The organism is Photobacterium sp. GB-56 (assembly GCF_003026105.1).
Taxonomy (GTDB): Bacteria; Pseudomonadota; Gammaproteobacteria; order Enterobacterales; family Vibrionaceae; genus Photobacterium.
Genome location: NZ_PYNW01000006.1, coordinates 121,773 through 133,920, shown reverse-complemented (window position 1 = coordinate 133,920; position 12,148 = coordinate 121,773). Strand labels below are relative to the sequence as shown.

Here is a 12,148-nt window from a genome sequence, read left to right as displayed (position 1 = left end):
TAACGGAGAGAACACATGTTTGAACCGATGATGGAAATGTCTGATGAAGCGGTAATTAAGGTCATTGGCGTTGGCGGCGGCGGCGGTAATGCTGTCGATCACATGGTACGTGAATCTATCGAAGGCGTGCAGTTCATTAGTGTTAACACTGATGCACAAGCACTACGTAAAACAAGCGTAAGTACAGTTATTCAAATCGGTGGTGATATCACTAAAGGTTTGGGTGCGGGTGCTAACCCACAAGTAGGTCGTGATTCTGCACTAGAAGACCGTGAAGCAATCAAAAAAGAGCTAGAAGGCTCTGATATGATCTTCATTGCTGCTGGTATGGGTGGTGGTACTGGTACTGGTGCTGCCCCAATCATTGCTGAAGTGGCAAAAGAGCTAGGTATTCTTACTGTTGCGGTGGTGACTAAACCATTTAGCTTCGAAGGTAAGAAGCGTATGGCTTTTGCTGAGCAAGGTATCGATGAGCTTTCTAAGCATGTTGATTCATTGATTACGATTCCAAACGAAAAGCTACTAAAAGTACTTGGTCGTGGAATCACATTGCTTGACGCTTTTGCTAAAGCAAACGACGTTCTTAAGAACGCTGTTCAAGGTATTGCTGAGCTAATCACACGCCCTGGTATGATCAACGTCGACTTTGCTGACGTACGTACAGTAATGTCTGAAATGGGTCATGCGATGATGGGTAGCGGTGTTGCTTCTGGCGACGACCGTGCTGAAGAAGCGGCTGAAATGGCAATTTCTAGTCCATTACTAGAAGATATCGATCTAGCTGGTGCACGTGGTGTTCTTGTTAACATCACTGCAGGTATGGATATGCGTCTAGACGAATTCGAAACTGTGGGTAACACAGTGAAAGCATTCGCTTCTGATAACGCAACTGTTGTTATCGGTACATCTTTAGATCCAGATATGACTGATGAACTACGTGTAACAGTTGTTGCTACAGGTATTGGTAAAGAAGTGAAAGCGGATATTACGCTAGTGACTTCATCTAAGCCTGTACAAGCGACAGTAGCACAAGAAAAAACAGTTGTTGCTGAAGAAAAGACAGTTACTAATAATGATGGTCAAGCGACGGCGGCTAAGCCACAAGCTGATCATGATTACTTAGATATTCCTGCATTTTTGCGTAAACAAGCTGACTAATATCTATAGTTAATAGGTGATGCTGATTGAGTATATAAAAACTCAATGAGACTAAATATATCGGTATTGAAATATTTGGTTTTATCGCAACATAATCAGTAACTTATTAGTGCCTTTAACGATTAGTTTAAAGGCACTCACTTAGCCTATGTCAAATTATTTTGGATATTTAGTAGCTTATGGTATTATTTATGCCCATTTCGCGTAATTGTGCCTGATAATGGGTGTTATTTAGCCTTGTTGCTTGTGACAAAAGTTTGTTTAACAGTTGAGATATGAGCAGATGATCAGACAACGTACACTTAAAAGCATTGTGCAAACGACTGGTGTGGGTCTCCACTCTGGACGTAAAGTGACGCTTATTCTGCGTCCTGCAGCCGCTAATACAGGCGTGATTTATCGTCGTACAGATTTAAATCCTCCTGTGGATTTTCCTGCAAATGCAGATTCTGTGCGTGATACCATGTTATGTACAGCTCTTGTAAATGAAGAGGGCGTGCGTATTTCAACGGTTGAGCACTTGAATGCAGCACTAGCAGGTATGGGTATCGATAACGTGATTATCGAAGTTAACGCACCTGAAATTCCTATTATGGATGGTAGCGCGAGCCCATTTATCTACCTGCTTCAATCTGCAGGCATTGAAACGTTGAATGCGCCTAAGCGTTTTTTACGTATCAAAAAACCTGTTCGCATTGAAGATGGCGACAAATGGGCGGAGCTCGTTCCTTATAACGGTTTCCGTCTGGATTTTGCTATCGAGTTTAACCACCCTGCGATTGAATCAGATCAGCAGCGTCTAGTGTTAGATTTTTCAAGTAAGTCTTTTGTTAAAAATATCAGTCGCGCTCGAACCTTTGGTTTCATGCGTGATATCGAATACTTACAATCACAAAACTTATGTTTAGGTGGTAGTTTCGATAACGCTATTGTACTGGATGATTATCGTATTCTTAATGATGATGGTTTGCGTTTTGACAATGAGTTAGTGACTCATAAAGTATTGGATGCCATTGGTGATCTCTACATGTGTGGTCATAACATTATTGGTGAAATGCGTGCTTATAAATCAGGACATGCATTAAACAACCAGTTATTACGTGCAGTACTTGCTGATCAAGAAGCCTATGAATGGTCCACTTTTGAAGATGAGCAGCAGGTACCGGTTACTTTTGCTCAACCAGGAATGGTTCTTGCTTAATACCAAATGCGAAAAGAATTAAAAAACGCCGAGCAGTTGCTCGGCGTTTTTGTATCTGGTTTTATTTACACTAACGTTTTTGTTTTTGTGCTAATAAAGCAAGGCGTTCTAAGCGTTTTTTTACTTTTTCTGGCGCGGTTGCGGCCGTTGCTAAGAGGTGCTGAGCAGCAACTTCTGTGATGGGCTTTTGTATAATATCGGGTATTTTTTCTTGTTGCTGCTTCTGTACTGCAGCAAGAGAAGGGTTCACTTTTATTTCAATATCTTGCAACTTAGGCAATAGCGTTTCTCGTAACTTCATCATCAAAGTGTGGCGTTCGTAATTAAGACGCATCGACCAAGCTGCAGATTCGGTTTCTACAATTAAAATACCTTGACGATAATTACTCACACGGCAATGTTCAGCACAATTGATATGCTGCTTTACCGCGGTATTTAACTGGCTTAATGCGATAGCTCGTTGTTGAATATTATTAAGCCCAGTTTGCTCTAAAAGATCCCCGGTAGTTTGGGGACGGTGATCTCTCATCGTCTGTGATCCTAAGTAATGATGTTGCTCAAAGTTGAAAAATTGCGGATATGATCCTAATTTTGCGAATATAAAAAGTGTTAAGCCTGCTTTTCTCATAGGCGATGACACTAATATGACTTATTATATCACTCATATAGGTTAATATATCTTGAAAGATGTACCTGCAAGTGTTGTTACTGCCAGCGTTGTATTTAAGCGTTAAATTGCCATCTCGTTTTATTTGGTGATGGTTATTGATGAAGCCCCCTTGAAAAGTGGTTTTCATGACGCAATATTAGTATGACACAGTTTCAGGATTATCCTCTTAGTCACCATTGTGGCGATTCTAGTGGGACAGGGATTGCTTACGGTCCCCCAGAGAATGAAACCAGATTAAGCGATTCAGCAATAGATACGCTGATATAACAAAGAGAAAACGGCATCGCCATGTTATCAAAACTACTGACTAAAGTTATCGGTAGCCGTAACGACCGCACTCTGCGTCGTATGCGCAAAATTGTTGATCAAATCAATAAGCTAGAGCCTCAATTTGAAAGCCTACAAGATCATGAGCTGAAAGCAAAAACAGCTGAATTTCGTGAGCGTTTAGAGCAAGGTGAAACGCTAGATCAACTACTACCAGAAGCCTTCGCGACCGTTCGTGAAGCATCCAAGCGTATTTACGGTATGCGCCACTTCGATGTCCAGCTGCTTGGCGGTATGGTATTGAATGATTGTAAAATTGCAGAAATGCGTACCGGTGAAGGTAAAACTCTGACAGCAACTCTTCCTTCATACTTAAATGCTTTAACAGGTAAAGGCGTTCATATCGTAACCGTGAACGATTACCTAGCAGCACGTGATGCCGAAACTAACCGTGAGTTATTTGAATTCCTCGGCATGACTGTAGGTGTAAATGTTCCTAATATGTCACCACCGGCAAAAAAAGAAGCGTATGCCGCAGATGTCCTTTATGGAACAAATAACGAATTTGGCTTTGACTACTTGCGCGATAATATGGCATTCCGCCCAGAAGATCGTGTTCAACGCGAACGTTTCTTCGCAGTAGTCGATGAAGTTGACTCCATCTTAATCGATGAAGCACGTACTCCGCTTATCATTTCAGGTCCTGCTGAAGACAGCTCTGAAATGTACATTAAGATCAATGAATTAATTCCTTTACTAGTTCGTCAAGATAAAGAAGATAGTGAAGAGTACCGTGGTGAAGGTCACTACACAGTCGATGAAAAATCGAAGCAAGCTTATTTAACTGAAAATGGTCAGGAGTTTGTTGAAGAGCTATTGATTAAAAATGGCTTAATGGCAGAGCACGATACCTTGTACTCTCCAGCAAACATTAGCTTGTTGCACCACGTAAATGCGGGTTTACGTGCACACGTACTCTTTGAAAAAGACGTTGATTACATCGTTCAAGATGACGAAGTGATCATCGTTGATGAACACACTGGTCGTACAATGCCGGGTCGTCGCTGGTCAGAAGGTCTTCACCAAGCCGTTGAAGCGAAAGAAGGCGTGAAGATCCAAAACGAGAACCAAACGTTAGCATCGATTACTTTCCAGAACTACTTCCGTTTATACGATAAGCTTTCTGGTATGACAGGTACGGCTGATACTGAAGCGTTTGAATTCCAGTCTATCTACGGTCTAGATACGGTTGTACTTCCTACTAACCGTCCAATGGCGCGTATCGATAACGGTGACTTGGTTTACATGACAGAAACTGAAAAGTTTGCTGCAATTAGCCAAGATATCAAAGAGCGTGTACAAAACGGTCAGCCTTGTTTGGTGGGTACAGTATCGATTGAAAAATCAGAGTTACTGTCTAATGCGCTTAAGAAAGAAGGCATTAAACATAACGTACTAAACGCAAAATTCCACGAAAAAGAAGCGGATATTATCGCAGAAGCGGGTGCGCCGGGTGCGGTAACTATTGCAACTAACATGGCCGGTCGTGGTACTGATATCATGCTGGGTGGTTCGTGGAAGACTGATGTTGAAAAACTCGATAATCCAACTGATGATCAAATCGCGAAGATCAAAACCAAATGGCAAGAAAAACATGATGCAGTCTTAGCGTCAGGTGGCTTGCACATCATTGGTACTGAGCGTCACGAATCTCGTCGTATCGATAACCAGCTACGTGGTCGTGCGGGTCGTCAGGGCGATGCTGGTTCTTCTCGTTTCTACCTATCTATGGAAGATGGCTTAATGCGTATCTTCGCTTCAGATCGTGTTTCAGGCATGATGAAGAAGTTAGGTATGGAGCAAGGCGAAGCGATTGAGCACCCTTGGGTATCAAAGGCTATCGAGAACGCGCAACGTAAAGTTGAAGGTCGTAACTTCGATATTCGTAAGCAGTTGCTTGAATTTGATGATGTTGCTAACGATCAGCGTAAAGTGGTTTACGAATTACGTGATGAATTAATGCATGCTGAAGATATCAGCGAAATGATTGAGCACAACCGTGAAGACGTGCTAAATGCATTAATGGATAGCTATATTCCACCACAATCGCTTGAAGAAATGTGGGATATCAAAGGGCTAGAAACTCGCCTGAAAGATGATTACGATCTTGAGCTACCAATTCAACACTGGCTTGATACCGAAGATAAACTTTACGAAGAAGCACTTCGTGAGCGCATTGTAGAAAAAGCGCTTGAAGTTTACCGTGAGAAAGAATCAGTTGTTGGTGCTGAAGTGCTACGTAACTTCGAGAAAACAGTGATGCTACAGAACCTTGATACGCTATGGAAAGAACACTTAGCGGCAATGGATCACTTGCGTCAAGGTATTCACTTACGTGGTTATGCACAGAAGAACCCTAAGCAGGAATACAAGCGTGAATCGTTTGAACTGTTTGAAGAAATGCTAGATAACTTGAAGAGTGATGTTGTTTCTATCTTAAGTAAGGTACGTGTACAGCAGCAGGAAGAAGTTGATCGCATGGAAGAAGAGCGTCGTCAAATGGCAGAAATGCTAGCACGTCGTCAACAGTTCCAGCATCAAAGTGCAGAAAGCCAAATCACTGATGAGTCATCAGAAGAGCCTGAAGCTCAACAAGGTACTTACGAGCGTGAAGAGCGTAAAGTAGGTCGTAATGAGCCTTGTCCTTGTGGTTCTGGTAAGAAGTACAAGCAATGTCACGGTAAGATCAATTAAGATTGTTCTTATTGTAGATACTAAAAAAGTCGCTCTAGGGCGACTTTTTTATTGGCTGAAAATCAAGGCTAATGATGTAGATTCTAGTGGATCTTCAGATAATTTATTAAGCGAAAGACTGCTGTATTTTATCGAGTACAGCTTGATTAGCATCAGGGAAAGGGTAATCAGCAAGTGCATTGATAGCGACCCACTCCCCCGGTTGACCTTCTTTACCAAAGGCTTCGCCATCAAATTGATGGATCAGAAAGAAATCAAACTTTAATGATTTATCTGAATAATCATGAGCAAGGCTAATAAAAGGTTCAACGTCAGTGGCATGAATACCGACTTCTTCTTGCAGTTCACGGATAACCGCTTGCTTTGCTGTTTCACCTGTTTCTACTTTTCCGCCAGCAAACTCCCATAAGCCACCTTGATGCGCTTTATCGGCACGGCGGGTAATGAAAATATGCTTTTTCTCTGTATCTAAAATAATGCCTGCCGCAATCCAAACTTGCTTTTTATCCATACTGTTAGTAACCCATATCGTCAGACCAGCCATCTGAATCTGATAGATCAGGTGCGCCTGGAATAGATTTTTCTTCTTCCGCCCATTCGCCAAGATCGATCAATTGACAGCGTTTGCAGCAAAAAGGACGAAATGGACTCTGCTCACCCCAAACCACTTCAGTTTTACAGGTAGGACACTTTACGACAGTAATATTGGTATTGGTTGTTGATTGAGACACAAAAACCTCAGCAAATGGCTAATTTAAATTCAATATCGCTTGCGACAGGATCTCCTTCCACAAAGGGAGAGAAACGAATAGCAAAGCGACTACGATGTCCCGATATCATAGGATAAACGCCATCTTTAGCGCAAATTTCTAGCCGTAATAAACAGGCATCTTCAGCGTCATACTGGAAGAAGCCATTACGGGCATGATTGGTTTTATATTGTGCGCTTTCTCGGGTTAACTTCAACCAGAGATTGAGTGCTTCGTTAAGTTCTGAAAGCTCATGTAACCAGCTTTTCATTGCCTGTTGTTTGTGTTCATCGCTAAGGTGCAGCCAGTGATGTAATGACGGCAGATCAAAACAACAACTACCACCTGGAATCGAGAAACGTTGTTTTATACTGGAAAGAAAACGATCTTCTCGTAGATTCTGTCCTAGGCGAGGAGATGAAATTAACGCTTTATGGGCTTGCTCCATCGAATCGATCATTTGTTGCAGCGCATACTCGTCAACACCATCAATGTTTAACCAATTCATCAGTTGCTGACGTTGTTTCTCTATATCTTTGGCAAGATCGGTTTTAACTTGTACTTGGTCTAAGATCTCAAGCAAATCAAAAAGGGCATGGAAGAAGATTTTATATTGCCAAGGATCATTTTGGTTGCTGCTGTGATGCATTTGTTGCAAGAGATAATCAAGGCGTAAATAAATACGGACTTTTTCTGTCAAAGGGTGTTCATAGCGCGTCATTTGCGTAGCTTGCATAAAGGGAATACCAAACAGGAGCCAAGATCGTAATAAGAATTATCATAGTTAAGACGTCATTTTACTACAGCTCATGATCCATTTTGAGATATTGCCTGTGAAGTTGCGCGATTTGTAATGTTAATGCTGGACTATCACCAAAATTAGTAATGACATCATCTGCGGCATCCAACCGTTGTTGGCGCGTTGCTTGGCTCGCTAAGATATTTTTGATTTGCTCAATTGAGACATTATCACGTTGTTGTGTTCGTTCGATTTGGGTTTGCTCATCGACATCAACAACCAATAAACGATTGGTGAGGGTTTGTAGATTATTCTCAACCATCAATGGCACGACTAATAAACAATAGGGAGATTTGCTTAATTTAATATCATGGAGCATTTTTTCACGGATCAAAGGGTGAAGTAGCTCATTTAACCATTGCTTTAATTCAGGTTGACTAAAAATAGCCTCACGCAGTTTTGCCCGATTTAACGTACCATCTTTAAGTAAAATATCAGCACCAAGTTTTTCGATAATAGTGTTCAAACCGACGGTATTCGGCTCGACGACTTCACGTGCAACAATATCGGCATCAATAATATCAATGCCGTAGTTATCAGCAAATAAGTTAGCAACCGTGGTTTTACCGCTACCAATTCCGCCTGTTAGGCCAATGACAATACTCATTATCTACATTCCTAAGTACGAAGTAACATACCAATTCACAATAGGCTCGCCCCATAACAATGCAATCCAACCCGCAACCGCAAGGTAAGGGCCGAATGAGAACGGGGTTTGGTTATCGGCATCTTGCATTTTCAGTAATACAATACCGCACAGCGCGCCGACTAAAGATGAGAGTAACACTACAAACGGTAGTAATTGCCAGCCAAGCCATGCACCTAATGCGGCGAGCAATTTAAAGTCGCCATAGCCCATGCCATCTTTTTTAGTCAGTAACTTAAAGACCCAGAATACGCTCCACAGCGATAAGTAACCCGCAATTGCACCAATCACCGAATCAGTTAGTGATACAGGGCTAATACCCATTACAGAGAGCAAAATACCCGCCCACATTAGCGGTAAGGTAATTTGATCGGGCAGGAGCATTTTATCGATATCGATAAAGGTAAGCGCAATTAACGCGAAGGTGAAAAAGATCACCGCGATTGCCCACCATGTTGGTGGCAACATCAGTGATACGGTTAAGCTCAATGCTGCGGTCAGTAATTCAATTGCAGGATAGCGTTTACTAATAGGCGCTTTGCATTCTTTGCATTTTCCGCCTAAAGCAAGCCAACTGATCACTGGAATATTCTCAAGTGCGCTAATGGCATGATTACAGTGTGGGCAGCGTGAACGTGGCACACTTAAATTAAAGACCGAATCGTCTGGCTTGTTATCCATTTCAGGAAAACATTCTTGGCATTCTTTACGCCATTGACGCTCCATCATGATCGGCAAGCGGTAAATCACCACATTTAAAAAGCTACCCACTAACAGACCAAAAATAACGGCAAAAAGGGGATATAACCAAGGGTAATAGGAAAGTACTGCCATGTGAGGATCTCTTAAAAATTAGGCGGTTATTGTAAGGCAAACGGCTAGGTGTTCCTAGCCGATGATTATGGGAAATGAATACAGTGATTAACTTATAAGGTGGTTACTAAAATAGTATTAACCGATCACACTCATCAAGGTAAAGATTGGCATATACATAGCAACCAGTAAGCCACCAATTAAGCCACCCAAAATAATGATAATGAAAGGTTCTAAAATTTGCCCGAGGTTATCAACGGTATTATCAACATCGGCCTCATAGATTTGCGCCATTTTATTAAGCATGTCATCGAGTGAACCTGATTCTTCACCTATCATCACCATTTGCAACATGAGTTCAGGAAAGACCCCTGATTGACGTAGGGCTAAATATAGCGGCATACCGCCAGCGGTACTTTCGTAAACTTCTTCAATCGCCTTTTCGATATATAAGTTGCCACAGGTTCTTCCAGCTGATTGAATGCCGGATAACAATGGAATACCTGCCATGAAAGTAGTAGCTAAAGTGCGGGAAAAACGGGCAACGGTCGCTTTTAGTAATACATCACCAAAGATTGGTAACTTTAAGGCAAACCGATTAGCTTTATAGCGAAAATCATCAGATTTTTTATAAAAATAGCGGTAAAGAAAAACGGCTATTCCAACACCAGCCCCAAGATAGACGCCATAAGCGATGAGAAAATCTGAAGCATGGACAACAAATTGTGTAAATAAAGGTAGCTCAGCATTAAAGCTTGAAAATATTTGAGCAAACTGCGGAATAACAAAGACTAGCATCATTACGGTAACAAGCACTGCTGTAAGAGTGACCATTGCAGGATAAATCATCGCCTTAATAACTTTTTTACGCATTGCTTCATTTTTTTCACGGTATACCGCAATACGCGCAAAGACTTGTCCTAGGTGACCTGTTTGCTCACCGGTAGCGACTAAATCACAGAAGAACTTATCAAATAAAGGAGAGCTTGATCGCATCGCACTAGAAAGCGAAGCACCAGATTCGACTTGGGTGGTAATTTGGAGCAAGGTAGCGCGCATTTCGGCTTTGTTATAACTGCTTGCCATTAGTTGTAGAGCTTGCACTACAGGCACGCCAGATTCGATCATGGTGGCAAGCTGACGAGTTACCGCAGTGACATCTTCCCCTTTCATTTGATCACGTATTTTGGTCAGAAAAGAGGGCGAGGTTTTCTTTATTTTTTTGACCACAATTTTTTGTTCAAGCAGTTGGTGACGCACTTCTTGTTCTTGAAAGCCTAAAGTGGTGCCTGAGACTTTACGTCCTGCTTGGTTGGTTCCCCGCCAGTTGTAATAACGAATTTTAGTGGCTGCTGTACTCATAAGCGGAATTCTCTATTAAACAATTAATACAAAGTAGGGAAGGTTATAATTGTAATACCCGTTGTAATTCGGCAAGACTGGTAATGCCATCGGTTAATTTTTCAATGCCGGATTCTTTAAGACGTTTCATCCCTTGCTGGGCGGCAATATCTTCTAATTGTAGGGCGGTAGCATTGGTCATTAAGGCTTCGGCGATCTCGCGGCTAAACACCATCACTTCATAAATACCAACGCGGCCTGCGTAGCCTTTATTGCAATCATCGCACCCTGCGTTATTAGCTTTATACACACTGGAATTTTGCGGCAGGTTTAATCGCTGACAGGTAATTGGATCAAGCGGATGTGGCTGTTTACAGCTTTTACATAAGCGACGGGCAAGGCGCTGGGCGATGATTAAGCTCAGTGATGAAGCGAGGTTAAAATCTTCCACTCCCATATTGGTTAAACGGGTAATGGTTTCAGCGGCAGAGTTGGTATGTAGCGTAGATAATACCAAGTGCCCGGTCTGGGCGGCTTTTACTGCAATGGAGGCGGTTTCTAAATCACGAATTTCCCCTACCATTACAATGTCGGGATCTTGACGCAAAAATGAACGCAGGGCATCGGCAAAACTTAAACCGACTTGTTGATTAATTTGTACCTGGTTAATACCGGGTAAGTTAATTTCTACTGGATCTTCGGCAGTCGAAATATTGCGCTCTTCGGTATTTAAAATATTGAGCCCAGTATACAGCGAGACGGTTTTACCGCTACCTGTTGGACCGGTAATTAATATCATCCCTTGTGGGCGCTCAAGGGCAGTTAAATAATCGGATTTTTGTTTATCGTTATAGCCTAAAATATCAATATTAAGATTAGCGGCTGAGCTATCTAATATCCGTAGTACGACTTTCTCTCCCCATAGGGTGGGCAGGGTTGATACACGTAAATCAATCGCCAAATTATCAGAGAGTTTTAGCTTTATTCGTCCATCTTGTGGCTGACGACGCTCGGCAATATTGAGCTTCGACATTACCTTTAAGCGGGTCGATAAACGGCGCGATAAGCTTGATGGTGGGGTTAAGTGCTGATGCAAAATACCATCACAGCGAAAGCGAATCCGATAGTTATGCTCGTAAGGTTCAAAATGAATATCAGATGCTTTTCGGCGTACAGCGTCTAATAATACTTGGTTGATATAACGGGTAACAGGGGCGCTGTCTTGGCTTAAATCGGTAGCATCATCGAGTTCAGCATCGCTAATATCAACTAATTCACCTAAATCGGCATCGCTGACTTGTTTACTGTGGCTAGTTTCACCAATATCGCTACCGTAAACACGGCGAATGGCCGATTCTAACTGTTTGTTTTCTAATACCAGAAAATCAACGGTTTTACCTACCGCAAAACGAAATTCGTCTTGCGCATCCACATTAGTGGGGTCACTGATACCTAAAAATAAGCTACTTGCATCTTGGGTTAACGGCAGGGCACGGTGACGCAGTACTAATTCACGTTGGTAAACACTTTGACAGCAACCATCATAGTCATAGTGGTGAACATCGACTTTTTGTAGCCCAAATAAATTAGCGAGGTTATCGGCTAAATCGACATCACTTAGTATGCCTAAACGGGTTAAGGCGGTCGGGACGTTAATCCCTTCCGCCGTCACAAACTCGACCACTTGTTGTTCTTGCTCTGGGCTAATTAAATTAGCTTGAGCCAAAATGGAGGCGAGATTGGTTTGCAT

The 12,148-nt window shown here is 42.1% G+C and carries 11 protein-coding genes; 3 read left to right on the top strand and 8 right to left on the bottom strand.

Features of this window, described 5'->3' with window-relative positions:
- Positions 1 to 15 precede the first annotated feature (15 nt).
- Together ftsZ and lpxC are read left to right on the top strand one after the other, a co-directional pair.
- Entirely contained in the window at positions 16 to 1,158 is a 1,143-nt protein-coding gene (ftsZ, locus tag C9J42_RS10750; protein WP_005371240.1) for a cell division protein FtsZ, read from the top strand.
- A gap of 283 nt (positions 1,159 to 1,441) precedes the next feature.
- Positions 1,442 to 2,359, top strand: coding sequence for a UDP-3-O-acyl-N-acetylglucosamine deacetylase (gene lpxC / locus C9J42_RS10745; protein ID WP_005371241.1), 918 nt, complete (start codon positions 1,442 to 1,444; stop codon positions 2,357 to 2,359).
- A gap of 70 nt (positions 2,360 to 2,429) precedes the next feature.
- Here the strand turns inward: lpxC and C9J42_RS10740 are convergent, their stop codons facing one another.
- Positions 2,430 to 2,888 (bottom strand): DUF721 domain-containing protein, encoded by a 459-nt coding sequence (locus C9J42_RS10740; protein WP_199188055.1) that lies wholly within the window; start codon positions 2,886 to 2,888, stop codon positions 2,430 to 2,432.
- A 429-nt stretch (positions 2,889 to 3,317) separates the two neighbouring features.
- Between C9J42_RS10740 and secA the strand changes: the two genes are divergently transcribed.
- Positions 3,318 to 6,050, top strand: a complete 2,733-nt coding sequence (gene secA, locus C9J42_RS10735) for a preprotein translocase subunit SecA (protein ID WP_107206557.1) — start codon at positions 3,318 to 3,320, stop codon at positions 6,048 to 6,050.
- Positions 6,051 to 6,156: 106 nt separating this feature from the next.
- Here the strand turns inward: secA and mutT are convergent, their stop codons facing one another.
- From mutT to pilB, 7 genes are all read right to left on the bottom strand, one after another.
- Positions 6,157 to 6,561 carry an 8-oxo-dGTP diphosphatase MutT gene (gene mutT / locus C9J42_RS10730; RefSeq protein ID WP_107246333.1) on the bottom strand — a complete coding sequence of 135 codons (405 nt, stop codon included), beginning with the start codon at positions 6,559 to 6,561 and terminating at the stop codon, positions 6,157 to 6,159.
- Positions 6,562 to 6,565: 4 nt separating this feature from the next.
- Positions 6,566 to 6,781: a DNA gyrase inhibitor YacG gene (yacG, locus tag C9J42_RS10725; RefSeq protein WP_107206559.1), complete on the bottom strand. Its 216-nt coding sequence runs from the start codon at positions 6,779 to 6,781 to the stop codon at positions 6,566 to 6,568.
- Between the two features lie 7 nt (positions 6,782 to 6,788).
- Positions 6,789 to 7,535: a cell division protein ZapD gene (zapD, locus tag C9J42_RS10720; RefSeq protein WP_369917495.1), complete on the bottom strand. Its 747-nt coding sequence runs from the start codon at positions 7,533 to 7,535 to the stop codon at positions 6,789 to 6,791.
- A 64-nt stretch (positions 7,536 to 7,599) separates the two neighbouring features.
- Positions 7,600 to 8,205 (bottom strand): dephospho-CoA kinase, encoded by a 606-nt coding sequence (gene coaE / locus C9J42_RS10715; RefSeq protein WP_107292438.1) that lies wholly within the window; start codon positions 8,203 to 8,205, stop codon positions 7,600 to 7,602.
- 3 nt (positions 8,206 to 8,208) lie between these two features.
- Positions 8,209 to 9,078, bottom strand: coding sequence for an A24 family peptidase (locus tag C9J42_RS10710; RefSeq protein WP_107206561.1), 870 nt, complete (start codon positions 9,076 to 9,078; stop codon positions 8,209 to 8,211).
- 117 nt (positions 9,079 to 9,195) lie between these two features.
- Positions 9,196 to 10,419, bottom strand: coding sequence for a type II secretion system F family protein (locus C9J42_RS10705; protein WP_107301993.1), 1,224 nt, complete (start codon positions 10,417 to 10,419; stop codon positions 9,196 to 9,198).
- Between the two features lie 43 nt (positions 10,420 to 10,462).
- Complete coding sequence (gene pilB, locus C9J42_RS10700; RefSeq protein WP_107301992.1) at positions 10,463 to 12,148, bottom strand: type IV-A pilus assembly ATPase PilB; 1,686 nt, start codon at positions 12,146 to 12,148, stop codon at positions 10,463 to 10,465.

What these genes read in the sequence shown, in the direction of transcription:
- ftsZ (WP_005371240.1), top strand. Translation starts at nt 16, where the DNA reads ATGTTTGAACCGATGATGGAAATGTCTGATGAAGCGGTAATTAAGGTC.
- lpxC (WP_005371241.1), top strand. Translation starts at nt 1,442, where the DNA reads ATGATCAGACAACGTACACTTAAAAGCATTGTGCAAACGACTGGTGTG.
- C9J42_RS10740 (WP_199188055.1), bottom strand. Translation starts at nt 2,888, where the DNA reads ATGAGAGATCACCGTCCCCAAACTACCGGGGATCTTTTAGAGCAAACT.
- secA (WP_107206557.1), top strand. Translation starts at nt 3,318, where the DNA reads ATGTTATCAAAACTACTGACTAAAGTTATCGGTAGCCGTAACGACCGC.
- mutT (WP_107246333.1), bottom strand. Translation starts at nt 6,561, where the DNA reads ATGGATAAAAAGCAAGTTTGGATTGCGGCAGGCATTATTTTAGATACA.
- zapD (WP_369917495.1), bottom strand. Translation starts at nt 7,535, where the DNA reads ATGCAAGCTACGCAAATGACGCGCTATGAACACCCTTTGACAGAAAAA.
- coaE (WP_107292438.1), bottom strand. Translation starts at nt 8,205, where the DNA reads ATGAGTATTGTCATTGGCCTAACAGGCGGAATTGGTAGCGGTAAAACC.
- C9J42_RS10710 (WP_107206561.1), bottom strand. Translation starts at nt 9,078, where the DNA reads ATGGCAGTACTTTCCTATTACCCTTGGTTATATCCCCTTTTTGCCGTT.
- C9J42_RS10705 (WP_107301993.1), bottom strand. Translation starts at nt 10,419, where the DNA reads ATGAGTACAGCAGCCACTAAAATTCGTTATTACAACTGGCGGGGAACC.
- pilB (WP_107301992.1), bottom strand. Translation starts at nt 12,148, where the DNA reads ATGCAAACCAATCTCGCCTCCATTTTGGCTCAAGCTAATTTAATTAGC.